At 48.0% G+C, this 25,498-nt stretch carries 25 protein-coding genes; 14 read left to right on the forward strand and 11 right to left on the reverse strand.

Features of this window, described 5'->3' with window-relative positions:
* Nucleotides 1-217: 217 nt before the first annotated feature.
* Entirely contained in the window at nucleotides 218-1,456 is a 1,239-nt protein-coding gene (gene pepT, locus MHB82_RS28775) for a peptidase T (RefSeq protein WP_341176444.1), read from the forward strand.
* A gap of 112 nt (nucleotides 1,457-1,568) precedes the next feature.
* Here pepT and MHB82_RS28780 read toward each other — a convergent pair whose 3' ends face one another.
* The gene (locus MHB82_RS28780) at nucleotides 1,569-2,261 is read right to left on the reverse strand and encodes a Crp/Fnr family transcriptional regulator (RefSeq protein ID WP_095360191.1); all 693 of its coding nucleotides are present in this window, start codon (nucleotides 2,259-2,261) and stop codon (nucleotides 1,569-1,571) included.
* Between the two features lie 287 nt (nucleotides 2,262-2,548).
* On the opposite strand from MHB82_RS28780, the gene MHB82_RS28785 reads away from it, so the two are divergent.
* Nucleotides 2,549-3,391: a methyl-accepting chemotaxis protein gene (locus tag MHB82_RS28785; protein WP_110758380.1), complete on the forward strand. Its 843-nt coding sequence runs from the start codon at nucleotides 2,549-2,551 to the stop codon at nucleotides 3,389-3,391.
* Between the two features lie 143 nt (nucleotides 3,392-3,534).
* Here the strand turns inward: MHB82_RS28785 and MHB82_RS28790 are convergent, their stop codons facing one another.
* On the reverse strand, nucleotides 3,535-4,971 hold the full coding sequence (locus MHB82_RS28790; protein WP_341176445.1) for an alanine/glycine:cation symporter family protein: 1,437 nt from the start codon (nucleotides 4,969-4,971) through the stop codon (nucleotides 3,535-3,537).
* Nucleotides 4,972-5,407: 436 nt separating this feature from the next.
* Between MHB82_RS28790 and MHB82_RS28795 the strand changes: the two genes are divergently transcribed.
* Nucleotides 5,408-6,337 carry a response regulator gene (locus tag MHB82_RS28795; RefSeq protein ID WP_095360194.1) on the forward strand — a complete coding sequence of 310 codons (930 nt, stop codon included), beginning with the start codon at nucleotides 5,408-5,410 and terminating at the stop codon, nucleotides 6,335-6,337.
* Nucleotides 6,338-6,474: 137 nt separating this feature from the next.
* On the opposite strand, the gene MHB82_RS28800 is transcribed toward MHB82_RS28795, so the two are convergent.
* Nucleotides 6,475-6,651, reverse strand: coding sequence for an aspartyl-phosphate phosphatase Spo0E family protein (locus tag MHB82_RS28800; protein WP_095290779.1), 177 nt, complete (start codon nucleotides 6,649-6,651; stop codon nucleotides 6,475-6,477).
* A gap of 504 nt (nucleotides 6,652-7,155) precedes the next feature.
* On the opposite strand from MHB82_RS28800, the gene MHB82_RS28805 reads away from it, so the two are divergent.
* Together MHB82_RS28805 and MHB82_RS28810 are read left to right on the forward strand one after the other, a co-directional pair.
* Nucleotides 7,156-7,779, forward strand: coding sequence for an acetate uptake transporter (locus MHB82_RS28805; RefSeq protein ID WP_095290778.1), 624 nt, complete (start codon nucleotides 7,156-7,158; stop codon nucleotides 7,777-7,779).
* Nucleotides 7,780-7,955: 176 nt separating this feature from the next.
* Nucleotides 7,956-8,504: an acyl-CoA thioesterase gene (locus tag MHB82_RS28810; RefSeq protein ID WP_095360196.1), complete on the forward strand. Its 549-nt coding sequence runs from the start codon at nucleotides 7,956-7,958 to the stop codon at nucleotides 8,502-8,504.
* Between the two features lie 8 nt (nucleotides 8,505-8,512).
* On the opposite strand, the gene MHB82_RS28815 is transcribed toward MHB82_RS28810, so the two are convergent.
* Entirely contained in the window at nucleotides 8,513-9,589 is a 1,077-nt protein-coding gene (locus MHB82_RS28815) for an anthranilate phosphoribosyltransferase (RefSeq protein WP_341176446.1), read from the reverse strand.
* A gap of 18 nt (nucleotides 9,590-9,607) precedes the next feature.
* Complete coding sequence (locus MHB82_RS28820) at nucleotides 9,608-10,201, reverse strand: ANTAR domain-containing response regulator (protein WP_095360198.1); 594 nt, start codon at nucleotides 10,199-10,201, stop codon at nucleotides 9,608-9,610.
* Between the two features lie 595 nt (nucleotides 10,202-10,796).
* Here MHB82_RS28820 and nirB point away from each other — a divergent pair.
* The 4 genes from nirB to cobA are packed head-to-tail and all read left to right on the forward strand — an operon-like array spanning nucleotide 10,797 to nucleotide 15,277.
* Entirely contained in the window at nucleotides 10,797-13,241 is a 2,445-nt protein-coding gene (nirB, locus tag MHB82_RS28825) for a nitrite reductase large subunit NirB (RefSeq protein ID WP_341176447.1), read from the forward strand.
* A 16-nt stretch (nucleotides 13,242-13,257) separates the two neighbouring features.
* Nucleotides 13,258-13,575 carry a nitrite reductase small subunit NirD gene (nirD, locus tag MHB82_RS28830; RefSeq protein ID WP_095360200.1) on the forward strand — a complete coding sequence of 106 codons (318 nt, stop codon included), beginning with the start codon at nucleotides 13,258-13,260 and terminating at the stop codon, nucleotides 13,573-13,575.
* 53 nt (nucleotides 13,576-13,628) lie between these two features.
* Nucleotides 13,629-14,510 carry a formate/nitrite transporter family protein gene (locus MHB82_RS28835; protein WP_341176448.1) on the forward strand — a complete coding sequence of 294 codons (882 nt, stop codon included), beginning with the start codon at nucleotides 13,629-13,631 and terminating at the stop codon, nucleotides 14,508-14,510.
* Nucleotides 14,507-15,277 carry a uroporphyrinogen-III C-methyltransferase gene (gene cobA, locus MHB82_RS28840; RefSeq protein WP_341176449.1) on the forward strand — a complete coding sequence of 257 codons (771 nt, stop codon included), beginning with the start codon at nucleotides 14,507-14,509 and terminating at the stop codon, nucleotides 15,275-15,277. The genes MHB82_RS28835 and cobA overlap by 4 nt, the downstream gene beginning before the upstream one ends.
* A gap of 18 nt (nucleotides 15,278-15,295) precedes the next feature.
* Here the strand turns inward: cobA and MHB82_RS28845 are convergent, their stop codons facing one another.
* Nucleotides 15,296-15,931, reverse strand: a complete 636-nt coding sequence (locus MHB82_RS28845) for a TetR/AcrR family transcriptional regulator (RefSeq protein WP_341176450.1) — start codon at nucleotides 15,929-15,931, stop codon at nucleotides 15,296-15,298.
* Nucleotides 15,932-16,130: 199 nt separating this feature from the next.
* Here MHB82_RS28845 and MHB82_RS28850 point away from each other — a divergent pair, with 199 nt between their 5' ends.
* Entirely contained in the window at nucleotides 16,131-16,895 is a 765-nt protein-coding gene (locus tag MHB82_RS28850; RefSeq protein ID WP_095360204.1) for an SDR family NAD(P)-dependent oxidoreductase, read from the forward strand.
* 161 nt (nucleotides 16,896-17,056) lie between these two features.
* On the opposite strand, the gene MHB82_RS28855 is transcribed toward MHB82_RS28850, so the two are convergent.
* From MHB82_RS28855 to MHB82_RS28865, 3 genes are all read right to left on the reverse strand, one after another.
* Nucleotides 17,057-17,341 (reverse strand): hypothetical protein, encoded by a 285-nt coding sequence (locus tag MHB82_RS28855; RefSeq protein WP_371859949.1) that lies wholly within the window; start codon nucleotides 17,339-17,341, stop codon nucleotides 17,057-17,059.
* 81 nt (nucleotides 17,342-17,422) lie between these two features.
* On the reverse strand, nucleotides 17,423-18,715 hold the full coding sequence (locus tag MHB82_RS28860; protein WP_341176451.1) for a sensor histidine kinase: 1,293 nt from the start codon (nucleotides 18,713-18,715) through the stop codon (nucleotides 17,423-17,425).
* On the reverse strand, nucleotides 18,715-19,392 hold the full coding sequence (locus tag MHB82_RS28865; protein WP_341176452.1) for a response regulator transcription factor: 678 nt from the start codon (nucleotides 19,390-19,392) through the stop codon (nucleotides 18,715-18,717). Before MHB82_RS28865 ends, MHB82_RS28860 begins: the two co-directional genes overlap by 1 nt.
* Before the next feature lie 252 nt (nucleotides 19,393-19,644).
* Here MHB82_RS28865 and MHB82_RS28870 point away from each other — a divergent pair, with 252 nt between their 5' ends.
* The 3 genes from MHB82_RS28870 to MHB82_RS28880 are packed head-to-tail and all read left to right on the forward strand — an operon-like array spanning nucleotide 19,645 to nucleotide 23,500.
* Nucleotides 19,645-20,463, forward strand: a complete 819-nt coding sequence (locus MHB82_RS28870; protein ID WP_110758360.1) for a polyphosphate polymerase domain-containing protein — start codon at nucleotides 19,645-19,647, stop codon at nucleotides 20,461-20,463.
* Nucleotides 20,456-21,136 (forward strand): DUF4956 domain-containing protein, encoded by a 681-nt coding sequence (locus tag MHB82_RS28875; protein WP_341176453.1) that lies wholly within the window; start codon nucleotides 20,456-20,458, stop codon nucleotides 21,134-21,136. The genes MHB82_RS28870 and MHB82_RS28875 overlap by 8 nt, the downstream gene beginning before the upstream one ends.
* A gap of 36 nt (nucleotides 21,137-21,172) precedes the next feature.
* Nucleotides 21,173-23,500 carry a carbohydrate-binding domain-containing protein gene (locus MHB82_RS28880; RefSeq protein ID WP_341176454.1) on the forward strand — a complete coding sequence of 776 codons (2,328 nt, stop codon included), beginning with the start codon at nucleotides 21,173-21,175 and terminating at the stop codon, nucleotides 23,498-23,500.
* Nucleotides 23,501-23,665: 165 nt separating this feature from the next.
* Here the strand turns inward: MHB82_RS28880 and MHB82_RS28885 are convergent, their stop codons facing one another.
* Nucleotides 23,666-24,244 (reverse strand): class I SAM-dependent methyltransferase, encoded by a 579-nt coding sequence (locus MHB82_RS28885; RefSeq protein ID WP_110758353.1) that lies wholly within the window; start codon nucleotides 24,242-24,244, stop codon nucleotides 23,666-23,668.
* Nucleotides 24,245-24,273: 29 nt separating this feature from the next.
* Nucleotides 24,274-24,963: an FHA domain-containing protein gene (locus MHB82_RS28890; RefSeq protein WP_095360212.1), complete on the reverse strand. Its 690-nt coding sequence runs from the start codon at nucleotides 24,961-24,963 to the stop codon at nucleotides 24,274-24,276.
* 211 nt (nucleotides 24,964-25,174) lie between these two features.
* On the opposite strand from MHB82_RS28890, the gene MHB82_RS28895 reads away from it, so the two are divergent.
* Nucleotides 25,175-25,330: a hypothetical protein gene (locus tag MHB82_RS28895; protein ID WP_176476095.1), complete on the forward strand. Its 156-nt coding sequence runs from the start codon at nucleotides 25,175-25,177 to the stop codon at nucleotides 25,328-25,330.
* Nucleotides 25,331-25,498: the final 168 nt, after the last annotated feature.

The raw sequence follows: 25,498 nt of genomic DNA on the forward strand, positions 1-25,498 counted from the left end.
GAGGGCAGAAACAACCTGTAGAAGCGAAGCTAAAAGCTTTCTGAAAGAAAGCTGCGTCGGAAGCATACACTTCGCCTTTATAACCGGATTTTCACCTTTATATGTAATCAAAAAATCTGGGGATAACAGCGATCAGAGGGTTGTTCTGACCTCGTAGTGATTCGTTCCAAGAATAGTGATAACTTATATATCAACCCAAACAGAAGGAGCGATGATGGTGAAAGATATTTTAATCGAGCGACTGACAACTTATGCTCAAATGGATACACAATCGGATGAAAACAGTGAAACCTGCCCCTCCACGCCGGGCCAACTCGCCTTGGGCGAATACCTTGTAGGGGAATGCAAAGCCATTGGTTTACAGGACGTAACGATGGACGAGAATGGCTATGTCATGGCTACTATGCCATCTAACACGGACAAGGAGGTACCCGTAATCGGCTTCCTGGCTCACTTGGATACAGCGACAGACTTCACTGGCAAAAATGTAAAGCCACAGGTCATCGACCAGTATGATGGTCAGGATATCGTATTGAACCAGGAGCTGGATGTGGTACTGTCTACCACTGATTTCCCCGAACTGCGTGAATATAAGGGCCACACCCTCATGACAACAGATGGGACAACCTTGCTTGGTGCGGACAACAAGGCAGGTATTGCCGAAATCATGACGGCAATGGCCTATCTGATCGATCACCCGGAGATCAAACACGGAAAGATCAGGGTTGCCTTCACTCCCGACGAAGAGATTGGACGCGGACCGCATAAGTTCGACGTGCCTGCTTTTGGAGCCAAGTATGCCTACACGGTAGATGGCGGACCACTGGGAGAGCTTGAATACGAGAGCTTCAATGCGGCTGCAGCCAAAATTACAGTCAAAGGTACGAATGTTCACCCTGGAACCGCGAAAAACAAAATGGTCAATTCGGCCAAAATCGCCATGGAGTTCAACCGCCGTCTGCCTGCGGAAGAAGCTCCCGAATTCACGGAGGGGTATGAAGGGTTCTACCATCTTATATCCATTGAAGGCGATGTTGAGCAAACGCAGCTCAGCTATATCATTCGTGATTTTGACCGGGCGAAGTTTGAAGAACGCAAAGCCTATGTATTGAAGGTTGCGGAAGAACTCCAAGGCAAGTATGGAGAGAAGAGCATCACCGTTCAGCTGAATGATCAATATTACAATATGCGTGAGAAGATCGAACCTGTGCGCCAAATTGTTGATATTGCGCATGAAGCCATGACTCGTCTGGACATTGAACCCGTTATTCGCCCCATCCGCGGAGGAACTGACGGTTCCCAGCTCTCGTATATGGGCATGCCTACACCAAACATCTTCACAGGCGGCGAAAACTACCACGGCAAATTCGAGTATGTTTCGGTTGATAACATGGTGAAAGCCACTCAGGTTATCGTGGAGATTGCTCAATTATTTGAAGAGCGCGGCGATATTTAATCATTGCCACTGTCCATTGATTACACTGTTCAGATAGTAAAGAGCACCCATTGCTTGAGGCATAGGTGCTCTTTGCGTTACATTTGAGACTTTTACGTCCATGGAGCCGATCTCATTCATACATGTTCCCTCCGGCAATCTCGCGCAATTGCTCCAGATGGCAGATAACAATCTTGCGCTGTTCCTTACGGATAATCTGCCGATCACAGAGGTCATGGATTACCCGGTTCAGATGTCGGTAGCTCGTCCCCAGCATATCCGCCAGCTCTGTCAGCTTGGACGTTTGAATCTCTTCCGTCACCTGCTCGCCCTGTTCCATCGTTGATAACAGATAGCTGGCAAACCTGCTCTCCACCGGGTACAACAGATTCAGGCTTGATAAATTGGAGAACGTATACAGTTTATGGGTCACATGACTAAGCATGAAATGCAGGAATTTCGGATTATCCGCATACGTGTTTTGAAGGTAACGGTAGCTAACGCCCAGCAGCAGACTTTTGTTGACAGATTCAACCGTATTCTTGGCTTCCTTCCCATTCACCAATTCCAGATCCCCTACAAGCGCTGGCGGCGTGCTAAAACGAAGCAGCAGTGACTTGCCGTTTGGCAGTGTCGTATAAATCTTGAGTTTGCCTTCAACAAGAAAATAAAACCGTTCCGGCCGTTCCCCCTTCGCACATATAATCTCACCCTTGGAAGCTTCCAACAGTCTTAATTCCGCAAGTGCAGGCTTATCCAGCACCTGATCCAGGCCATGTTCACGTGCCAGCTGACGCATTCGACCAAAATCCATGATTTCTCTCATTCCCGGTAACCCCCACCCAAGTATTTAACGTATAGAAATGGACATATGTCCCAATTTCGGACATCAGACAGCTCAATTATTCTGATATAAAAATAGTTACAACTAACACTTATATCCAATAAATCATTTTACATGGGAAAATTCTCAGATTTCGTCCGTAATTCGTCATCATTTTATATAAAAATGGAGTTAATGATAGCGCACTCTTATCCGATGATAATTAAAGCATTATGTACGTTTTTTGAATTCAATCGCAAATTAGGAATAATGAAAGGATGGTTCGACCCATGAATGTTGTAGATGCACTTCTGAAAGTTATGCCTTATATTAGCCTGATCCTTAGAGAACCAGCCGGATTGACTGTGTATGATCATGAGAAAGTATTGTACGCTGTCCCCACTGAGAGATTTAATCTCGGGTTCAAAGAAGGAGAACCACTGTTGGATGATTATAAAAACTTCACGGCTCTAACCAATGGACGTGAAGCTTCACTCACCCACCTGCCTGCGGAAGTCTACGGGATTGAACTAGATATTCTGAATATCCCCATATTTGATGACAGTAATGAAGTTGTCGCCATTTTCTGCATATCTTACGATCAATCCAATCAGAATCAGCTAGAAGCCATTATACAAGAAAATCAATCCATTAATAGCAACCTGGTGGAGATGGTTCAGCATGTGGCTGCTCATGCCGAGGAATTGCAGGCTACCAGTGAACAAATTCTGGAGAATACACGCCTTGCAGTGCAAAACTCCTCTCAGATCAATAAGGTTGCCGGATTCATCCGGGAAGTTTCGGAACAAACCAACCTGCTCGGTCTGAATGCCGCTATTGAAGCAGCACGTGTAGGCGAGGCCGGTGCAGGATTTGGCGTTGTTGCTTCCGAAGTACGCAAGCTCTCTGTGGACGCCAAACAGGCCACAACTGATATTGATGCAAGTCTGAAAGACGTTCAACAGGTCATTAAACAAATGGAAGTAGAAGTTTCGCAGATTGCTGCCTCTTCACAGGAACAAGCTACCCTTGTATCGTCCTTCACCGATGTCATTGAGAAACTGAATGAAACGGGCGATCGGATGAAAATGCTGGCAGATCAACTGATCAGTTACTCTGTTCATACAAAGTAAAGTTGTATCCTGAGCGATCAATATGTATCTGAAACTATACCAAATAATGAAACAGGACCCCGCGCGCCCTATTGGCATCGTCGGTGTCCTGTTTTTTTGTTCTTTTATCCTACCCGGCTCATATCAACCGAGCTTCGCTAATCCTATTTTGCAATCTTCATCTCTTGGGTTCCTGTTACGCCCGCTTCAGACTCCCAGCACTCCACCTCACCCGGAATACGAATAAGGTCACGGGTAAAGACTGGGTCAAGCCCCTCAGCCTTCTGTCTTTTGTAATCCTTCAGCGCTTCAAACGTGACCTTGGACAACATGAGGATCGCAATCAGATTGACGACGACCATCAGCCCCATAAAGAGATCAGCCAGATCCCAGACCAGCTGGACTTTGGCTATTGCACCAAACAGCACCATGGCGATGACGCCAATCCGGTACACCCACAGCCACATTTTATTGGACTTGATAAACTCAATATTGGTCTCCCCATAATAATAATTCCCGATGAGTGTACTGAAGGCAAACAGGAATACCATAACAGCCAAAAAGCCTGATGCCCAAGATCCGATATGCACACTTAATGCCGCCTGGGTCAATTCAATACCCCCCAGATTGGAGCCCTCGTAGACTCCGGACAGCAATATAATCATGGCCGTACTTGTACAAATGACAAGTGTATCGGTCAGGACGCCAAAAGCCTGAATAAGTCCCTGCTTGACCGGATGTGTCGTATCCGCCGTAGCTGCGGCATTAGGCGCACTGCCCATCCCAGCCTCGTTGGAGAACAATCCACGCTTGACGCCGTTCATCAGCGCAGCACCCAATGTACCGCCGGCGACCTGTTCAATGCCGAAGGCATTTTTTACAATTAGAGCAATCATGGCTGGAAGCTGGGTGATATTCGCCAGCACAACAAATGCAGCAACCCCGATATACAGCACAGCAAGGACCACTACAATGTATTCGGAAGCCTTGGCGATCCGTTTCACGCCGCCCAGAATGATTCCGGCAAAGATCACCGCCATTACAATACCTACCGTCAACCGATCGAGGCCGAACGAACTCTGGAATGCCACAGTGATCGTGTTGGACTGCACAGCGTTAAAGACAAGGCCGAATGAGAGTGTGATGAGAATGGCAAACAATACACCCATCCACCGTTTGCCTAGCCCACGTTCCATATAATAAGCCGGTCCTCCGCGGAATCCTCCGTTATCCTTCACTTTATAGATCTGTGCGAGTGTACTCTCTACGAAACTGGAGGCTGAGCCGATAATTGCAATGATCCACATCCAGAACACAGCACCCGGTCCCCCAAGGGCAATAGCCAGCGCAATTCCCGTAATATTACCGGTACCTACACGGGCAGCCATGCTAATACAGAATGCCTGAAAAGGCGAGATTTTATCCGCTTCCTTGCTCTTGGGCTCAACCAGCACCTTGACCATGTCTCCGATCATGCGGAACTGCATGAAACGGGTCTTGGTCGTGAAGTAAATCCCGCATACTACCAGCAATAGGATCAACAGCTTGGACCATAAAAAATCGTTGAAAACAACGACAATATCTTGTATCGTTTGCTCCATTAGCAATACTCCTTTTATTCAACTATTGTTAAACAGCATTCCATTTGCATGTCTGAGCGTAAAATTCCCATACTATTGCATATAGAATCTCATGGCATACTTCTGAATGATGATCTTTCGTTCCGTTTGGCATTTGTACCATTCCACACAATTCATAGCCAGCTCATTCAGATGTTACTTATACTACAGTCCTATCTACGAAAAACGACACTTTCCTACAACAAACATTGGATTTTTTTTATAAAAAGGACGTTTATAGCGAAACTCTGTTACGTTATCTGACATATTGGTTTATTACTGCATGGCTGGTTCTATGCAGAAAGGAAACGACGAAGTATGATAGGAATTAAATTGAACCACGACTCAGAACAGTTCATCTGTCTGCAACATACATTGGCCCAATTACATCCGCTGAGGAGAGGAGGATACCGAAAATATGCGTTATTTTATCGTGGATGATGATCCTGGCGTTCGTTCCATGCTGATGGATATTATTGAAGATGAAGGATTGGGCGAGATTGCCGGAGAAGCAGAGGACGGAGCTCACATCCATGCCGAGCTGCTGGAATTACAGAAGGTAGACGTGCTGCTGATTGATCTGCTCATGCCCCATCGGGACGGAATCCAAACCGTACGCGCACTGGAAGGAAGATTCGAGGGTAAGATCGTGATGATCTCCCAGATTGAATCCAAAAACATGATCGGTGAAGCCTACTCGCTAGGCATCGAATACTACATTACGAAGCCGATCAATCGGCTGGAGATTCTATCCGTTCTCCGTCTGGTCGAGGAACGTCTGCGGATGCAGCAGTCCATTCAAGATATTCAGCGGACATTGCAAGGATTGACCGGTATTCAATCTGCCGGACGCCATACCGCACCTGTCCCTAATAAAACCATTTCCACAGCAGGACATTTCCTTCTCTCGGAAATGGGCATGATTGGTGAAGCAGGCAGCAAGGATCTGCTGGACATGCTCGAATATCTGGAACAGATTGAAGCTGAAGATCATACCATCTCGCCTTATACATTCCCGTCACTCAAGGATATTTTCCAGAATATCGCGATACGCAAACTGGGAACGCATGCCTCTGCCACCGAGATAACCAAAGAGGTGAAGGCCTCAGAGCAGCGTGTTCGCCGGGCGATATTTCAGACGTTAAGTCATGTGGTATCCCTGGGATTAACGGATTATACACATCCCAAATTCGAGAACTATGCATCTAAATTCTTCGATTTCACAGAAATCCGCAAGAAAATGCTGGAGCTGCAGAACAATGTGGAGCCATCCTTGTCCCAGACGCGAATTAACACCAAAAAATTCGTTCAGGTACTGTATATGGAAGCCAAACGACTTTTACATTGAAACGCTTCCAAAACACATGCGGACATGAATTAACAGGAATCATGCAGCTTCGAGAAGAAAGCTGTCCTTCCGGTTATGTTCATGCCCGCATTGTCGTATGTACTCATCTATGGTTGTCCTACTATTATATGAATCCCTCAAGCTCTTGTCTGGCTTCGATTCATTCGATTGTATTCATTAATCAATTCATCCAATGCCATGGACTGCCTGATGACATCCGGATGCCCAAGCCCACCCTCGTGATGCTCTACCAACATATGAAGGTTATGTCTGGCTTTTTCGATTTGATTTTTTAAATCCAAACTCATAACCATGCCTTTGACCTCCTTATTTCTGTGTTATATTTTAGTTTTTACTGTCAATCTATAGTTGGATTAACATATGGCATAGTCGGCATGGATGTTTTGTATCCTTCCCCAGTTTTTGAAAGTCATGAATGACTATGTTTGCCCGGATGTTGTAAAAGTGGCTCTGCCAAGCCATTTCTGCAGTGAAATGAATGTTTTTGCATCCATATTTTCTTCCTCTATCCTACTTCTTGTATGAATGTGTCTTTATTGTGTATTTTGGAAAATGAACAACAAAAACACCCCTTTGGCAGGCAAACTGACCAAAAGAGGCCAACCTGCATGCTATAGAGGGGTGTTTGAACGTTCAGGATACCGGAATCGTGCGGTGAACAAATTCCTTTTCATAACCGGGCCATTCAGGTACAATAGGGCGATGTGTGTGTCCGGACCCGGCGGATACGAAAGTTACTAGAGGATTGTATTCTTGTTTACATCCTGATTTGATATCATTGGAGGCTCATCAACACCATGCAAACCGATTCACGGACTCAAGTTAAAATCATAAACGCCGATCCCAGCGCAATGGGATTATTTGGGCTGGCTATTGTGACCCTGGTCGCTTCCTCCCAGAAACTCGGCATTACTGACGGACTCAGCTATGCTATCCCATGGGCGATCTTCCTGGGGGCATTTGCCCAGTTGTTCGCCTGTATCCAAGATTCCAAACGCAATAATACATTTGGCACGACTGCTTTTGGCGCATACGCATTTTTCTGGTTTGCGATGGGTGCCAACTGGCTGATCAAAATGGGCGTGTTTGGCTCCACCCTGGCAGAACAGGCTGACGGTAAGCAGCTCGGATTTGCTTTTGCCGGATACCTCGTATTCACCCTGTTCATGACGCTGGGTGCTGTGGAAGCCAATAAAGTACTGCTCATCATTTTCATTCTGATTGACTTCCTGTTCCTTGGCCTGACGTTTGATGCTTTCGGCGTAGCTCCTCACGTGTTCCATACCATCGCAGCATATGCTGAAATGGGTATCGGTATCGTGTCGCTCTACGGCACAGGAGCTTCTGTACTGAACGCTCATTTCGGATATACTTTCCTGCCTGTAGGCGGACCGTCCGGCATCTTCAAAGCCAAGGTTTAATATACAGCAGCACCAAACCGCCCGCGCGCCGGTCCGCGCCTGGCGGTTTTTTTGGCAATCATGACATCATTGGAATATGAACTTGGTGGGCACCTATACTAGGAATAACATGAATAGACGATAGACCTGGCACATGCTTCAGAGACGCAGCAGCCAGAGGGTCAGGAGGAAGAAACATGAGAGAGATACCTAAAGCTACGGAGTCCGAACAAGCGGAGAAAAAATATGTGCGTGAGACGCGCTGCTTCAAGACCGCACGAGTATTCCCGACCGATGTGAACAACCATAACACTTTATTCGGCGGCAAGTTGATGTCCTACATTGATGATATTGCATCCATTGCCGCTTCCAAACTATGCCGGGTCAATACAGTAACCGCTTCAACCGACTCAGTCGACTTTCTGTACCCCATTAACCCAACCGATTCCGTTACACTGGAATCCTTTGCCACCTGGACGGGACGCAGCTCCATGGAGATATTTGTGAAGGTAATCCGTGAGGACTTGAAGACAGGGGAGAAAAAGATTGCGGCAACGGCATTTCTGACCTTTGTGGCGTTGGATGAAAATAATCGAAAACTTATTGTCCCCCGCCTCATTCCGGAAACGGAAGAAGAGAAGAAACTATATGAGACCGCTCCGGATCGGGCCGCCATGCGGAAGCAGCGGCGGGAAGAGAGCAAGAAATTTGCTGACTTCCTTACCGTCACCTATCCTTGGGAATAGTTACAACATCATCTGGAGGTAGCCGGATACGTGGACACCGTTCTGCTATCCGGTAGTTCCCCGCCCATGGAGACCGTCCATTGCTGATACTTCCGATACGCTGCACCGCTATCCAGTAAACCTTGGCAGGTATAGATGCCCTCTTCAATCGAATTGACGCGGCCTGTTACATACAGACGGAAGCCACCATTCAACAATACCTGATTCACAAAAGCGATATGCCCCTCTCCGCTGAGCACCGATTGTGCCACTTCAAGCTGTTTCGCGGCCGTCCATGCCATCTCGGGTACAGGAATATCCAGCTCATAAGCGGCAGGGTCCACCAGCTCCAGTCTTGTATCTCCATTTTCCACAGTATACACACGTGTAGGCCGATCAATATACAGATCTTCCGAACCTTCCATTCCCTGTACCACGTAAGCACGACGGTATCCAAAGCGAGTAAGCAGCTTCGCGATCCGATCCAGAAATGTATTATGAAATACGCCAAAAACAAGATACGGCGAATGGTTAAAATCAATCAGCTTCTCCGCTGTGTTAAACACGGTACGAAAGCCAAGTTCTTCTCGAAGCGGTCTTAGCTGCCGAAGCGGAGCGCACCAGTCTTCGGAGGATACGTACATGACATCCGTTCTCTGCGCCGCCTCCCTGGCTTCTTCCCGATCCATTTTCCTTGTATCAATACCCGCTTCCCTGAGCAGCATCGACAGGGTTACCCCCCACTTGGGCGGCAGAGGTTCGCTTCCGTGCAATGTCACCGGAAGCCCGGCTGCTGCCAGTACAAAAGCAACCGGAAAGGTAGCCATGAACGATTTGGTCCGTCCATCATACGGACCTGCACAGTCAAGTCCATCCTGGAATACGGACAGGCGATCTGCACTGTTCCGGCATGCGTGGACAAAGGCCTCCAGTTCCTCGACATTCTCCATCTTCATCCGCTCCGCCATTAGAAAAGCGGCTGTCTGAGCAGGTGATACCTCCTGTCTCAGAATGTGCTCGGCAACAGCCAGTGCTTCGGCATAATTCAGATCACGTGAACCACGTTTCCCACGTCCAACCTCCCTGAGAATCTCAGACATATCCATGATGCATCCTCCTTTCAATTACGACTGGAGCAGTTGATGCGCCTTAACGATTGCCGTAGCAACATCCACCATCCGTTTACGTTCATCCATGGCTCTCTTGCGTAACAGGTCATAAGCTTCCGACTCGGAGATCTGCTTCAGATCACATAAGATAGCCTTCGCCATATCAATCCACTTTCGATCCTCCAGCCGGGATTGCAGCTGTTTCCGTTCCTGCTCCCACTGCTTGCGTTCCATATAACGCTTGGCTGCAAAGTGCAGCGTCCAGTGAATTTCAGGCCCAATCATGGATGGGGTCAGTATTCCATCCAATGACGTTTCTACCTCGCAGGATTCTACTGAGGAAGAGGCTGTATCCGGTGCACACCACCATATCAATGGGGTGTTCGCCTTCCCCTTTCCCAGGCAGCGTACCCAATATTCCACATCGGCCAGCGACAGATGCAGGATGGATGCCTCTGCTTCAGCTGCCAGCTTCAGGGCCTCCGTCTCACTGTCTGTCACCTGCACATGGTACCCGTTTGCCCCCAGCAATCTCTCAGGAGTTAGAGGGATTGCATCGGATGAGGCCGCTATCGTTGGTTCTACACGGATGACCAATAATGATCGCATGATGGATCAATCCCTCCCTAATGCATAGGCAGAATGGTTAGCTTAAACACCTAAAATGGTTCACCAAGATAATATGTTATATAACCTAACAATATCTTAAGTTGAAAATATACATGTTTGAAACTGATTAGGCATGTCGGTAACCTATTGGGTTAATTTCCATTATCATAAAAATGGTTCTTTTCTAACTCCGTCTCTTGTTATTGCCGAGGGTTGTATGCCTCTTCTTCCCTGTAACCGCTGCGGCTGTTAGCTTGCACGTTGCGATACACGCTGTTCGTTCCTCGTTCAGATCTTGTTTCCATTACACACATGTAAACATAATTAACTTCAAATTTCAAATACTTTTTTGTGTTAACTATATTGACATGGAAGGAAGGATCTTTTATAGTTAGGCCATAACAACTCCATATTTAAACGATCACAGTTACAACGGCGTAGCTGGTTGAAACGGCAATGAAGCCTGTTTTGCAATCTCGGATCCATGGCATGCGTATGCATATGCGCAGTCCTCCGAGGCATGACAGGCTTTTTCTATTTTTCCTGAACGAAAAGCGAGGCAGTTCGCAGAATGGAACCAAGGGGGCTAATCACAATGAGTACAACGAAAAAACTGGTGCTGGTCGGCAATGGTATGGCAGGTATTCGTACAATTGAACATATTCTTAAACTCGCTCCGCATGCTTATGAAATTACGGTTTTTGGTGCTGAGCCGCACCCCAACTACAATCGCATCATGCTCTCCTCTGTACTTGCAGGCGGCACGAGCATTGAAGATATCGTAATCAACGAATGGAGCTGGTACGAGGATAACGGCATTCGGGTGTACCCAGGCGATCCCGTGATTCGGATTGATGCCGAGCGCAAGGAAGTGGTGTCCCAAGCTGGTGTCCGTGCTTCATATGACGAGCTGATTCTGGCAACCGGATCGCAGGCGTTCATTCTTCCAATACCCGGAGCAGATAAGGAAGGTGTCATCGGTTTCCGTGATATCAAGGACTGTGAGACGATGATGGCAGCCTCTCAAAAGTATCGCAAAGCGGCCGTAATCGGTGGTGGACTGCTTGGGCTGGAGGCCGCACGCGGGCTGCTGAATCTGGGAATGGATGTCACCGTTATTCATATTAACGGACATCTGATGGACCGGAATCTGGATCTGCCTGCAGGCCTGATGCTTCAACGAGAGCTTGAGGAACAGGGCATGAAATTTCTTTTGAAAAAACATACGGAAGAAATTACGGGTAAACATCGGGTAAAATCACTGCGCTTCACAGATCAGACGGTGCTCGAGACCGATCTGGTTGTTATGGCTGTCGGCATTCGCCCGCAGGTTGAACTGGCCCGTCAGGCAGGCCTGAACGTGAACCGCGGCGTCATCGTGGATGATTACATGAACACCAGTATTCCTGGCATTTCGGCAGTCGGTGAATGTGCAGAGCACCGCGGCATCGCATATGGATTGGTAGCCCCGCTGTATGAACAGGGCATGGTTCTGGCCAAACGCCTGGCGGGTGCAGCAACCGAAGGGTATGAAGGGTCTGTGACGTCTACCAAGCTGAAGGTATCCGGCGTGGATGTATTCTCTGCAGGGCAATTCAAGGATGCGGCTGATACTCGCAGCATTCGTATACAGGATGACGTAGACGGGGTTTACAAAAAGATGGTTATGAAGGACGGACAGCTTATCGGAGCTGTACTGTTCGGAGATACCACAGATGGCGCTTCCCTCTTCTCCCTCATTAAAAGCGGAGAGAATATCAGTGGACGTGAAAAGGAAATTTTACTCGGGGTATCTGCCGGCGGCGGTTCAGGGTCCGGCCCATCTGTTGCTGAGCGGATGGCTGCTATGCCAGACGATGAAATTGTCTGCGGTTGTAACGGTGTCACCAAAGCTGCCATCGGGGACGCAGTACTCAATAAGGGATGCAATACGTTTGGTGCCATCAAGTCCTGTACCAAAGCTTCCGCTTCCTGTGGGGGATGTAAGCCCATTGTTGAATCGCTGCTCGTCCATTATGCAGGGGATGCTGTCGGGGAACAGGTGAAAGAGGGCATCTGCGGCTGTACCTCATACGACCGTGACGAGATCGTTGCCCAGATCAAAGAGATGGGGCTGAAAACCGTCAAGGAAGTCATGAATGTACTTGGCTGGAATGAACCGGAAGGATGCTCCAAATGTCGTCCATCCCTTAACTATTACCTTGGCATGATCTGGCCGGCTGAGTATGAGGATGAGCGGGTATCCAAATTCACGAACGAACGCTACCACGCCAATATTCAAAAAGACGGAACCTATTCGGTCATCCCCCGAATTTATGGTGGCGTCACTTCCCCGGCAGAACTGATCAAGATCGCGACCGTTGCCGAGAAATATGATGTGCCGATGGTGAAATTCACAGGTGGACAGCGCCTTGACCTGCTTGGTGTACAAAAGGAAAACTTGCCGAAGATCTGGGAAGAGCTCGATATGCCTTCCGGATTTGGCTACGGGAAGGCGCTCCGCACGGTGAAAACATGTGTCGGCAACACCTTCTGTCGCTTCGGAACTCAGGATTCCATTGAGATGGGCATTCGTCTGGAGAAGAAACTCGACAAAATGGTTGCTCCAGCCAAAGTAAAGCTTGCAGTCTCTGGATGCCCGCGGAACTGTGCGGAAGCCACCATTAAGGATCTGGGGGTTGTCGCGATTGACGGTGCATGGGAACTGCACGTTGGTGGCAACGGCGGGGTCAAGGTGCGCGCAGCAGAATTGCTGTGCACCGTGAAAACCGATGCCGAAGTCGAAGAGTGGACTTATGCTTATCTTCAATATTATAGAGAAAACGCACGCTGGAATGAGAGAACGGCAGCCTGGATTGAACGTGTCGGTCTGGACCATGTGAAGAAGGCACTTGAGGACCGTGATGAGCGCCTGGCTCTGGTCGAACGGCTTGAACTGACACTGGGCCGCACCGTTGATCCGTGGAAGGAAATTATTGAAGACGAAAAATTGCGTAAAAACTTCACCCCACTCGCTGGCACCCAGCCGGCAGCCCACTAGAAGAGGAGGATCAGCGATGAATCGATTGCGAATTGGACATCTGGCGGATATTGATGAAAAGGGAGCTCGAACGTTTACGGTCTTGGATACCGAGATTGCCGTCTTCAAATTGAGTGATGGAACGCTGCATGCCGTAGAGAATCGCTGCCCTCACAAGGGCGGCAGACTGTCAGAAGGCATGGTATGTGGAACGGCTGTCCACTGCCCGCTGCATGATTGGAAAATCGACCTTCGCAGTGGCAAGGTACATGAGCCGGACGATGGATGTCTGAACACATATAAAACCGAGGTCGATGATCACAGCGGTGAGATCTACATTACCATTGCAGGTTAGTCTTTAACCAGAAGATATGCCTGACATCATCATGAATCAGGGAGGCGTGCACGATGGATTTTGTTAAACCGGCAGAAGTACTGCAATCGATGGTGGACGCAGGCGAGAATAAAGCCAGGATGAACCGGGTGCAGATGTTAATCCGTGGCTTTCTGGCCGGAGCAATTCTCGCTTTTGCAACAACGCTGGCATATACCGCTGTATCTCAAACTTCCGTTGGTTTGGCAGGTGCACTGATCTTCCCTGCAGGGTTCGTGATCATTATTCTGCTCGGACTTGAGCTGGTGACAGGCAGCTTCGCCATGATTCCCCTCGCGTTTATGAAACGCAGAGTCACACTGATGGATATGCTGCGTAATTACTTCTGGGTAATTGCAGGCCATATACTGGGATGCCTGTTCTACGCTCTGTTATATGAACTCACGCTAACGAAGATGGGAACTGATATGAGCAGTCCCCTCATTCAAACGCTGATTCAGACCAGCGAAGCCAAGACGCTCGGATATCAGCATCTGGGCGGCGCAGGTATTGTTTTGGTCATCATTAAGGCTATTCTATGTAACTGGATGGTGACACTAGGTGCGGTCATGGCGATGACATCCACCTCCACACTCGGTAAAATCGTAGCCATGTGGCTGCCGATTACGATATTTTTTGCTCAAGGATTCGAACACGCTGTTGTAAATATGTTTGTCATCCCGGCGGGCATAATGCTGGGTGCTGATGTCAGTATTGCCGACTGGTGGCTGTGGAATCAAATTCCGGTGCTGCTTGGTAATTTCATTGGTGGTGCCATATTTACCGGGTTAGGGCTGTACGCTGCACATCGCTGGGGAAACCCGATCCCGATGGCATCCAAACTCGCAACCATCCATGGCGGTCGTTCAGGATTAGCAAATGCAGAGTCTGCGTCCAAACTGGGGACACGATCATGAGCCGGGGCCTGGTAAGTATCGTTGGCGCTGGACCTGGAGATCCGGAACTCATTACGGTGAAAGCTCTGAGACGCATTCAAGCGGCAGATGTACTGCTGTATGACCGACTGGTGAATGATGACTTGCTTGCCGAAGCTCCTGAAGCAGCTCTCCGGATCTATTGTGGGAAGGCCCCTGGGCTGCATTCCATGAGTCAGGAGATGATTGGTCGGTTACTGGTTACTCACGCTGCGGAAGGCAAACAGGTGGTTCGGCTCAAAGGCGGTGACCCATTCATCTTCGGTCGCGGCGGTGAAGAAGCACTCGTGCTGGCTGAAGCCGGAATCCCTTTTGAGATCATTCCTGGCATCACTTCTGCTGTGGGTACGTCCGCTTCATCCCTGATTCCGCTAACCCATCGGGGAGTGGCTTCGACCTTCGCATGTGTCACAGGAACAGGAAGTGATGGCCGTGTATCTTCCGTTCGCTGGGATCTGCTCGCCCATAGTGTTGACACGCTGATAATCTACATGGGTATTAGCCAATTGCCACTCATTCAACGTGAATTGCTGCAATCCGGCAAAAGCAGTAGTACACCAGCAGCCTTGATTGAACGCGGAACCACCGCGAACGAACGAATCATTACTGGCACACTGGGCCAGCTTCAAGCTCTTTCCCTTTCGGAAAAGGTGACCAATCCCGCGCTAATCATTATTGGCGAAGCCGTTCTCGTACGCGAACAATTAATTCAGCTCCAGCAAGCAGCGGACACCTCTATGACGGGATAGCTGCCCGCTTTCATTCTCTTAATCCAACAGCATACGTTCGTGAATGGTCCGACCCTTCTGTCCTGGTTCTATCAGCAGACGGGTCGGTTTGATGTTTATTAATGCCGTCAACTGCTCCCCCATATAATGCGCAGAATATTTGAATCCTATCTCTGCCCAGTGCATGATGACACCCACCGTCGCAGAGATCAGGTAGCTCAGCATAATATCGTAATTGATTGTGTACTCACTATCTTCAGTTACCAGCACGAAATCCTCGGTCAAGTAAGTCCGGAACATATTGCACAGTCTTAAGGCCATATCGCCATGCATGGTGATCAAGGCACGGAAGATATCCTGGTGAGCTTCGATATATTCAAATACAGGCATAGTAGACGGAAGTAATCCGGTCATATCCACTTCCTTTAATTCAGCATACGGTTGCGCGTAGGCTTGGCCCACTCCCTGCATGAAATCCTCCAATATGAAATCAAGCAGTTCCGGCTTGCCAGGAAAATGCAAATAAAAAGTGCCCCGATTGTAATCTGCACGCTCTGTGATATCACGAATGGTGACGGCGTCGGCTCCCTTTTCCAATATTAATGAAACCGTCGCAGCGATAATTGCATCCTGCGTTCTTCGTGCTCTCCGGTCCTGGGGATGTTCGATAATCAACATTTTCGCCTCCTTTGTCCATTATTGTAACCTAAATGAACACCGCTTACATCTGTGTCCGATACCAGACATATACGCTGTCAATGATTATTGTCACACCGTTATGTATATCTTAACATTGAGACAGGAAAGATAGACGACAGGTTAAAACTTTTTTTAAAGAAAAACCTGCCAATAATAAATAAGGAGCGAATATATCATGAGTACTTATACACATACAGCAGTAATTACAGGAGCTGCCGGAGGCATTGGTAAAGAATTGGCACGCAGACTGGCTGAACGTAAAATCAATCTGGTTCTGGTGGATCTCAACGAAGAAGCCATTCAAAAAACAATCACTGAACTGAACCTCGACAAAGAGCATGTGATTGCGGTTAAAGCAAACGTATCCCAAGAAGCAGACGTGAAAAATTATGTTCAAAAAGCACTCGATGCTTTTGGCAGAATCGACTACTTCGCCAATAACGCAGGTATCGAAGGTCCTACTGGCCTGATCGAAGATCTCAGCGTGGAAGCACTGGATACAGTATATAACGTTAACGTTCGTGGCGTATTCCTTGGTCTGCAAAATGTCATTCCAGTAATGAAAAAACAAAAATCCGGTGCGATCCTGAATACATCTTCCCTTGCAGGTCTGATGGGTGCTCCAGCCGTATCTCCATATATTATGTCCAAACATGCCGTAGTTGGTCTCACTCGTACCGCAGCAAATGAACTTGCTCCTTACAATATCCGGGTAAACGCGGTATTACCAGGAACGATTAACACTCGCATGATGCGTCAAATCGAAGCAAACTCCGGTGACGTGGAAAACTATCAAGATGCTACTGTAGCCAGCATCCCAATGGGACGTTATGGCGAACCGGAAGAAGTTGCAGCCGTAATGAACTTCCTCTTGTCTGAAGAAGCTTCTTATGTAACAGCATCCCTCTACACTGTTGATGGCGGCATGATGGGTCAATAATAAGCTGTACCAATGTTTTACCAAAACGATCGGGTTATCCATTAAGACCCCTTCACAGGAATATAAAAGAAGACCTCAACATCCACCGTTACGTGGAGGTTGGGGTCTTTTTGGGGTACATTGTTTACGATGTGGATAGTACCTAAAATAATTCAATGATCTTAATCCACGTATCCCGCGTGGCCTTTTTCCATGAGGTAGTCCATTTCGGCATCCAGAATGCCTTCTACTGTCAATTCATCGAGCTTCACATCTTTGCGGCTCAGGATATAGTCAGCCAGATCATCGCCGTCAATGTCCACTTCGCCCTTGGCATTTTCATGCGCTTTGTTGATGTAGGCTTGCTCATGCTTCAGCACAAGCGAAATATTCGCCTGGCTCGCTTTGGTTTTGTCCGCAATATATTGCATCATTTCCTGCTCGTTAATCGAATTCGCTTCCGTCACGTTCAGTTCAGCTCCTTGGTTCATTCATACTGTTGCCATTGTAGCATAGGTTAACCCATAACAGACATGCCTTATTCAGAACTAAGTTAGACGAACGTAGAACGTTGCTCCCTCTCCTACTACACTACGAGCATAGATCTGACCTTTGTGCTGGTCCACGATGGATTTAGCAATCGCCAGACCGAGACCATGTCCACCATGCTTACGTGCTCTGGATGCATCCGTACGATAGAACCGATCGAAGATACGTTCCAAATGCTCCGGTGCAATACCTTCCCCTGTATTGGAGACGGCTAGTACCACCTCATGATTATGTTTCTTCAGTGAAACATTGACCGCGCCTTTGGCTTTGGAATACTTCACGGCGTTATCCAGCAGAATCAGAATGACCTGCTTGATCTGTTCACTATTGCCATGGACCATGAGCTCCGGCTCAATACTGTAGTCGAGAGATACATTTTTCTCAAAAATAACAGCTTCCATCGTCAAAATAATGGTCTCTACCGCATCGCTCATATCAAACTTGGAGTGGATCATCGTGGAACGTGAATCGTCGATCTCGGTCAGATATAACAGATCACTCGTTAACCGGGACATGCGCTCTGTCTCCGACTTGATATAATGCAGCCATTTGGACTGGTTATCAATTGTATCCTCCCGATTCGCAAGCAGCACGTCGGTGTTGGTATTAATGATGGCGAGAGGTGTCTTCAGCTCATGAGAGGCGTCCGCGATGAACTGTTTCTGTTTATCGAACGCTTCCTTGACCGGTGTAATGGAACGATTGGCAAAGTAACGGCTCAGGAAGTAAATGACGATTAACATAAACAGGCCTACAATGGTGAAGGTATAGATGAGATTCGTAAGAATGCCTTGCTGGGCAGTTACATCAATGAACACAATCATATGTCCATCGCTGCTCGGATCAATGACATACGCCCAGTTCGTTCCATTTAACGCAAATTGTCCAGTCTTACGCTCTGAATGATCAGCCTTGTCCACCTTCTCCAGTGCCTCTGCGTAAAATGATTCTTCCATGCTGAATCTGGATTGTGAATCCGTAATATTCCACTCATTATCCGTCTTCACCATGAACGAGACCGAACGCCCTGGCGGCGAATTGGGATCTCCACCCGGTCCGTTCTGCTGCAAGTCCGTTGGCGGATTACCTGTGATTGCATCGTCCCCACGCGGCATCTTGGATGAATTATATGGGTTGTGATAGAAATCGGATACCTTAAATAACTCCATATTGGTTTCCCGCTGCACATTCTGGTACGTAATGATATAGATCGTCGCAAAAGCAACCAGCATCATGATGGAGATCGATACCAGATTGACGACCAAAAACCGGTTTCGAAGTCTCTTAAACATTAGGTAGTCACCTCAAGTACATAACCTACACCCCGGATGGTATTGATGCGCACCTTGGAGTTCAGGAAGGTCAACTTCTTGCGCAAAAACGAGATGTATACCTCCACATTGTTATACTCCACTTCAGAATCGAACCCCCACAGCTTCTCGATGATCTGCTCCTTGGACGTGATGGCCTGTTTGCGTGTGATTAACAGTTCCAGCAGTTCGTTCTCTTTCAGATTGAGCTTGATTTCCTTGCCTTGTACGGTCAGCCTTAGCTGCGTCGTATTCAGTTCAATGTCACCAAACTTCAATCCATCCTCTGGAACGACTTCACCTTTTCTTCTAAGGGCTGCCCGAATCCGGGCCAGCAGTTCCTCCGTCGCAAACGGCTTTGCAATATAGTCATCCGCCCCATAATCGAGTCCGGTTACTTTATCCGATAGCTCACCCTTGGCAGTCAGCAGGATGACTGGGGTGTGGTTTCCCTCACTTCGCAGCTTCCTCAGCACGCTGATTCCATCCATCTCCGGCATCATGATGTCGAGCAGCAGCAGATCGTATATACCACTTAACGCATAATCGAGTCCTGATCTGCCATCATGGACCATGTCCACGGAGTAATTGTTTTTCTTCAATATCTGGGATACGGCCTCTGCCAAATGGACCTCATCTTCCGCAATTAATATTCTCATGATCTATTCATTCCTCTGCCTTGAATTGTTCGTCGTCACTTTCTTTTATTATATCAATCATTCTACCTGCGGAACCTTGAATCAATCTTAATTCAATTATTTTGCGAGAACTATTATAGGAAGGTAAAAAAAGATCAACGGAATGTAAAATCATTTAAGATTCATTCAAGGTTGGCGCTCTAAGATACAGACATGGAAGCGATACACGATGAAACAAAACATACAACCATGGATGAAAGGAATGAATCTTAAATGGCGATTGAAGTATTCAACCGATATGAGAGCAAGTATCTTCTGACCGATGAACAATATGAACGCTTCTACCGTGATCTGCTGAAGTACATGGAACTGGACGCGTACAACAAGAAACACGAGTTCTACTCCATCAGCAACCTGTACTTCGATACTCCGCAGGATTCCCTGATCCGCGCAAGCCTCTCCAAGCCCAAATACAAAGAGAAGCTGAGACTGCGGGCTTACGGGGTTCCTGAAGAAAATGCCAAGGTGTATCTGGAGATCAAAAAGAAAGTGTTTGGCCTGGTAAACAAAAGAAGAACGGCTCTGATGCTGGATGAGGCTTACGAATTCGTTCGTACAGGACAGGCGCCTGAGCTAGCAGACTACATGAACAAGCAGGTTGTCGATGAGATCGAATACTTCCTTCGCTTATACGATCTGGAACCGAAAGTGTATCTGGCCTATGAACGCAAAGCATTGTTCGATAAAAACAGCCGCGATCTCCGCATCACCTTTGACACCAATATCCGAAGCCGCAGATACGATCTGAAGCTGGAGCAGGGTGACTACGGAGAACCACTGGTGGAGGACGGTCGCTGGCTGATGGAAGTCAAGGCGGAGAAAACCGTTCCGTTCTGGCTATCCCAGCTATTGTCCGAGCACGGCTTGTACCGCGAGGGCTTCTCCAAATATGGCAACGAATTCAGGCGACTCGCAAGAACGACGAATCTGAACTACCAAGGTGAGCGTATACTTGTTCCCGGTACAGACTTCGATCCTGCCATGAAACCAAACCAAACGATCATAGAAAGAGAGAGTGTAGTATATGCTTGATTCCATTTTCAGTTCTGCTCTAACCGACACAACGCTGACATTCAGCAGCGCCGTAATCACGATTGGCCTAGCCATCCTTATGGGTGCAATTATCAGTCTCACATACATGAAAACCAATGCAAACACATATTCACAGAGCTTCACATTAACCATGGTTGTCCTGCCCGTCATTGTTGCGATCATCATCCTGCTAATCGGCAGCAACGTGGCCCGCGCCTTCAGCTTGGCCGGCGCCTTCTCGATCATCCGTTTCCGAAGTGCTCCTGGTGATCCCAAAGATATTTCGTACGTCCTGTTCACCATGGCTTCGGGTCTTGCCTGCGGCGTCGGTGCATTCGGATACGCAGTATTGTTCACCATCATCTTGTGTGTACTGATGTTTGTTCTGAGCCATTTCAAATTCGGAGCCAGAAAGAATCAGCAAAAATTGCTTAAGGTTACCATTCCTGAAAACCTGAGCTATGAAGAAGCTTTTGATGAAGTATTCAAAAAATTCAATGTCGAGTATCAGTTGAACAAAGTGAGAACAACCGAACTTGGCAGCTTGTACGAACTGGTCTATCTGGTTCACCTTGGCCAACACGTCAATCAGAAGGAATTCCTTGATGCCGTTCGCACACGTAACGGGAACCTGGATATCTCCCTCAACATGGCACCTACGCCAGAATATTAATTCGAGACATTTTATAATCGAAAGGAACGATACATGATGAATAAAAAATGGATTACAGGCAGCAAGTTATGGTCCGTAGCGATGATTACCGCAATGCTTGCAGCATGCAGTGCTCCGGCAGCAACCAACTCAACCGCCAACGCCGCAACGTCAACAACAGGCACAACCAAAACGGTTTCCGTTAGTGAGCAGACCTCCGTCAAATATGCGGATCTGGTCTCCCTGGATGCAGACGATACCAATGTAAGCTGGAGTGAAACCGACTCTACAACCATTAAACTGAGCGGGAAGACAGCAACCGTTACCGGCTCCGGAGCCAAAGCGGCGAACGGCTCGGTAACCATCTCCGAGGCAGGTACGTATGTGCTTAGCGGGGAACTGACAGACGGGCAGATTGTAGTTAATGTAACCGATAAAGGAACCGTTCACCTCGTGCTGAATGGGGCAACCATTCACGATAACGACAGTGCGGCCATCTATATTAAGGAAGCTGGCAAAGCTGTGATTACCCTGCAAGAAGGAACGGAAAATGCCGTTTCGGATGGTACAACCTACGTATACGCTGATGATGCAACGGATGAGCCTGATGCAGCCATCTTCAGTAAAGCAGATCTGACATTTAACGGCACAGGTAAACTCAACGTAACAGGTAACTACAACGAAGGGATCACAAGTAAAGATGATCTCATCATTGTAAGTGGTACTATTAACGTCAAAGCAGCAGATGACGGCATCAAAGGTAAGGATATGCTTGCTGTCCAAGAAGGTACCATTACAGTTGATGCTGAAGGCGACGGTATGAAATCGACCAACGATACTGATGCCGAAAAAGGTTTTGTAGCCATTGCCGGTGGTACATTCGATATCCAAAGTGGTAACGATGGTATTCAGGCTGAGACTGCGCTCGTTGCTGATGGCGGAACCTTTAACATCGTAACTGGCGGCGGCAGCGCCAATGCACCAGCCAAAGCAGAAGAGGGACCATTCGGCGGCGGTGGCGGTGGCTGGGGTGGTGGAACACCTCCAACAGACATGGGTACTCCACCAGATGGTGAACCGCCTGCTGATATGCCAGCAGCGGATGGAACGAATGCAGCAGGTACAGCACCGGCAAGTTCTGCTGATAAGGCATCGACTACTGCTTCAGATGCAGATGCTGCGACGACAACTACAACAGAAACAGAATCAACAAGTGCCAAAGCACTTAAAGCAGGGACAGATCTTACCGTTAACGGCGGTACGTACACCATTGATTCCATGGATGATTCCCTGCACAGCAACAGCAATGTAACGATTAATGACGGCAAGATCTCACTAGAATCCGGCGATGACGGCATTCATGCCGATCTGGCGCTGACCATTAACGGTGGAACAATTGTCATTGCGAAGAGCTATGAAGGGCTTGAAGGAGCATCCATTACACTGAATGATGGTGATGTTGATGTAACTTCTTCAGATGATGGCGTCAATGCTTCGGGTGACATCACTGCAGCAACTGCGGATGCTGAGGCAACGACAGGAGAAGACAGCACTCAAGCAGCAGACACAACTGCCACTTCCAATATCTCTGTAACAGAGACGACTGGAACAACATCAACAACTACAGATACGGATCAAGCAGATCAAAGCACAGACGCTAGTGGCAATACTCGCCCACAAGGTGGCGCTCCAGGCGGTATGCCGGGTGAATCCGCTGGAAACAGTGAGCTTCACATTAACGGTGGATCCCTTACTGTCAATGCAGGTGGCGATGGACTTGATTCCAATGGTTCCATCTACATGACCGGCGGAATCGTGATTGTGAACGGACCAACCGATAATGGCAACGGACCTCTGGATTATGACGGTACATTCGAGATGAGCGGTGGCTATCTGGTCGCAGCCGGCAGTTCCGGCATGGCACAAGGTACATCGGATTCCTCCACTCAAAACACCATTGTGATGACATTCCCTGAAACGCAAAAAGCAGGAACCCTGGTTCACGTACAAGATAGCGATGGCAACAACATCCTGACCTTTGCTCCGGCAAAAGATTATCAATCCGTTGTCATCAGCTCTCCAGACCTGAAAGAAGACGGCTCTTATGAGATCTACTCCGGCGGAACATCGTCTGGTACAGCCACAGATGGCCTATACACAGACGGTACGTACAGTGGCGGCACCAAAGTGGTTGCATTTCAATCCACTAGCAACGTTACCTGGGTGAATGAATCTGGTGTAACTACTGCAAATACCGGCATGGGTGGTCCTGGTGGAGGCCGTGGCCAAGGTGGTTTCGGAGGCGGACGAAACAGAACAGAGTCCGGTACATCGACAGACAGCACAAGTACCAACGCGACAGACTCCGAAAACTCCGCAAAATAAGTAATGACGCACGGAACGGAGCGGTATAAAATAAATCGCCTGTTCAGAATAACAATAGAAGGCGCCGAACTCACTGTAGAAGTGGGTTCGGCGCCTTCTTTCGTTATCTTTTGGTGACAGGATCACACTGCTTTCCGTTGGGGAAAGGTATAACCATTGTTCTCTTCAAAATGTGTAAACATAAACCTTCGTACGCAAAGCATCCTTGCACGTGATTGTTCGGAGAGGAACTTTGCCCGGAAGTGCGAAACATACACTGATAACCCGTGCCCCCGGTGGAAGCTCCCGGCTAAACTTGTCCACGAGCCGGGTCATGGCACCAGGAAATAGGTAACAGACCACACCGTCTGCGTGTTCATAGGAGCTCTTGTAGATATCGCCGCGTATGAACCGCAGCCGTCCCTTCATTGAATTCCGCTCGCCCTTGGCTTTCCTGAATCCAATCATCATGCTGGACATGACTTGAGAGAACCAGAAGGGAATGACCGAATTCTCAATGCCCGTAACACGCTTGCCCGGACAATGACGGATGATGTCCACGCCCAGCGTCCCCCAGCCGGAACCTGTCTCAATGATATCCCCATAACCCGGAATGCGATTAACTTCCTGAATGACCACCTGCCGGACCATTCTGGATGTGGGCATGGGCGAGATTCCATTTTTCCAGCTGACCAGCACAATCGATATTACGGCGATTAGCGTCACCACGGCAATCAGCCATGGAATGAATTGAATGATCAACATGGCCTCATCCCTTTGTTCATACAGACTGGTTACATCATGCCGCCCATAACACCAGGCACATGTGACTTCATGTATACACCCTTTTTGTAAACGGATTTGATCGTAAAATGGACACCCAACTTGCGATTGGTCCGATAGATCAGCGAGTTGATCTCATCGATTCCTACCGAATCGCTCTCCAGCATGCTTCGTTCAGGCCATACCTGGCTAATGATCTGCTCTCTCGTCACAAAATGATCCAATTGACTGTATAGCAGCTTGAACAGCTGGAACTCCTTCTTCGACAGCGGAATTTCCACCTCGCCAATCTGTACAGTCTGCAGATGATCATGCACCCGGACTCCCTCACCCAGCAGATCGGATATACGGTATTCGCGTGTTTCTTCGAGATCACCCTCCGTCCGAAGCTGGATCAAACCATTGACCATGGTCAGAATGTCTCCTTCGGCAAACGGGTATTTCTCATAGGGAACGAGCCGCTGTCCGTTCAATTCGGTGCCATTTTTGCTATCCAGATCCTCCACCCACAGCTGACGCTGTGCATCATAATGAATGCGGCAGTGCCGCTTCGATATCAACTGATTATACACGGACAAGTCCGATTCACCGCCGCCCGTATAACGTCCCACCGTGATGGAGCGTCCCTGGCTTACGTAAGCAAATGAACCGTCGCTCTCCTGCCCAGGTGTACGAATGACGATTTTTGCCGTCTCCCGCATGTTCATCTCCCACCTTCGATTTTCACTCTAGCTCTATACGTTTCATGAATAATGATAACTTCATCAGATTTGTTCCATTGTTTGCATCCCTGGCTATTTATATAGTGTATACAGGCAATGATGTATTCGTTTCTCTACTATACCAGACGTTGTGCTTTTTTTCTCATAACGGTCTTACATCCAGCCTAATCAACAAGAGAGGGTTATCATCATGAACAAAAAGAACATTTTCATATACGTACTACTCGCCTTTGCTCTGTCCATCACACTTACTGTGCTATCACGCCAAACGGACGAACGGAGCGAATTATTGAACGGCACACCCGCATCTGAAACATCATGGCTACATCTGAACACACAGCCGTGAGCTTACTCTATTATAACGCGATCCATGTCATAAACGTTTCACCAATGTCATAATCACCGCTTGGACAGAACATAACTCCCTGCCCGCATAATTGCATAAGTTCACATGAAGAAGCCCCTTACACGCTGACATCACAGCGGGAAGAGGCCTGTTTGCTTTGCTTAGAAA

The sequence above is a fragment of the Paenibacillus sp. FSL K6-2862 genome (genome assembly GCF_038005125.1).
In the GTDB taxonomy this organism is placed as follows: domain Bacteria; phylum Bacillota; class Bacilli; order Paenibacillales; family Paenibacillaceae; genus Paenibacillus; species Paenibacillus illinoisensis_A.

What these genes read in the sequence shown, in the direction of transcription:
- MHB82_RS28875 (WP_341176453.1), top strand. Translation starts at nt 20,456, where the DNA reads ATGCTTGATTCCATTTTCAGTTCTGCTCTAACCGACACAACGCTGACA.
- MHB82_RS28895 (WP_176476095.1), top strand. Translation starts at nt 25,175, where the DNA reads ATGAACAAAAAGAACATTTTCATATACGTACTACTCGCCTTTGCTCTG.
- MHB82_RS28790 (WP_341176445.1), bottom strand. Translation starts at nt 4,971, where the DNA reads ATGGAGCAAACGATACAAGATATTGTCGTTGTTTTCAACGATTTTTTA.
- MHB82_RS28820 (WP_095360198.1), bottom strand. Translation starts at nt 10,201, where the DNA reads ATGCGATCATTATTGGTCATCCGTGTAGAACCAACGATAGCGGCCTCA.
- MHB82_RS28810 (WP_095360196.1), top strand. Translation starts at nt 7,956, where the DNA reads ATGAGAGAGATACCTAAAGCTACGGAGTCCGAACAAGCGGAGAAAAAA.
- nirB (WP_341176447.1), top strand. Translation starts at nt 10,797, where the DNA reads ATGAGTACAACGAAAAAACTGGTGCTGGTCGGCAATGGTATGGCAGGT.
- cobA (WP_341176449.1), top strand. Translation starts at nt 14,507, where the DNA reads ATGAGCCGGGGCCTGGTAAGTATCGTTGGCGCTGGACCTGGAGATCCG.
- MHB82_RS28870 (WP_110758360.1), top strand. Translation starts at nt 19,645, where the DNA reads ATGGCGATTGAAGTATTCAACCGATATGAGAGCAAGTATCTTCTGACC.
- MHB82_RS28815 (WP_341176446.1), bottom strand. Translation starts at nt 9,589, where the DNA reads ATGGATATGTCTGAGATTCTCAGGGAGGTTGGACGTGGGAAACGTGGT.
- MHB82_RS28860 (WP_341176451.1), bottom strand. Translation starts at nt 18,715, where the DNA reads ATGTTTAAGAGACTTCGAAACCGGTTTTTGGTCGTCAATCTGGTATCG.
- MHB82_RS28805 (WP_095290778.1), top strand. Translation starts at nt 7,156, where the DNA reads ATGCAAACCGATTCACGGACTCAAGTTAAAATCATAAACGCCGATCCC.
- MHB82_RS28780 (WP_095360191.1), bottom strand. Translation starts at nt 2,261, where the DNA reads ATGAGAGAAATCATGGATTTTGGTCGAATGCGTCAGCTGGCACGTGAA.
- MHB82_RS28835 (WP_341176448.1), top strand. Translation starts at nt 13,629, where the DNA reads ATGGATTTTGTTAAACCGGCAGAAGTACTGCAATCGATGGTGGACGCA.
- MHB82_RS28795 (WP_095360194.1), top strand. Translation starts at nt 5,408, where the DNA reads ATGCGTTATTTTATCGTGGATGATGATCCTGGCGTTCGTTCCATGCTG.
- MHB82_RS28890 (WP_095360212.1), bottom strand. Translation starts at nt 24,963, where the DNA reads ATGCGGGAGACGGCAAAAATCGTCATTCGTACACCTGGGCAGGAGAGC.
- MHB82_RS28880 (WP_341176454.1), top strand. Translation starts at nt 21,173, where the DNA reads ATGAATAAAAAATGGATTACAGGCAGCAAGTTATGGTCCGTAGCGATG.
- MHB82_RS28865 (WP_341176452.1), bottom strand. Translation starts at nt 19,392, where the DNA reads ATGAGAATATTAATTGCGGAAGATGAGGTCCATTTGGCAGAGGCCGTA.
- MHB82_RS28785 (WP_110758380.1), top strand. Translation starts at nt 2,549, where the DNA reads ATGAATGTTGTAGATGCACTTCTGAAAGTTATGCCTTATATTAGCCTG.
- MHB82_RS28850 (WP_095360204.1), top strand. Translation starts at nt 16,131, where the DNA reads ATGAGTACTTATACACATACAGCAGTAATTACAGGAGCTGCCGGAGGC.
- MHB82_RS28800 (WP_095290779.1), bottom strand. Translation starts at nt 6,651, where the DNA reads ATGGTTATGAGTTTGGATTTAAAAAATCAAATCGAAAAAGCCAGACAT.
- nirD (WP_095360200.1), top strand. Translation starts at nt 13,258, where the DNA reads ATGAATCGATTGCGAATTGGACATCTGGCGGATATTGATGAAAAGGGA.
- MHB82_RS28885 (WP_110758353.1), bottom strand. Translation starts at nt 24,244, where the DNA reads ATGTTGATCATTCAATTCATTCCATGGCTGATTGCCGTGGTGACGCTA.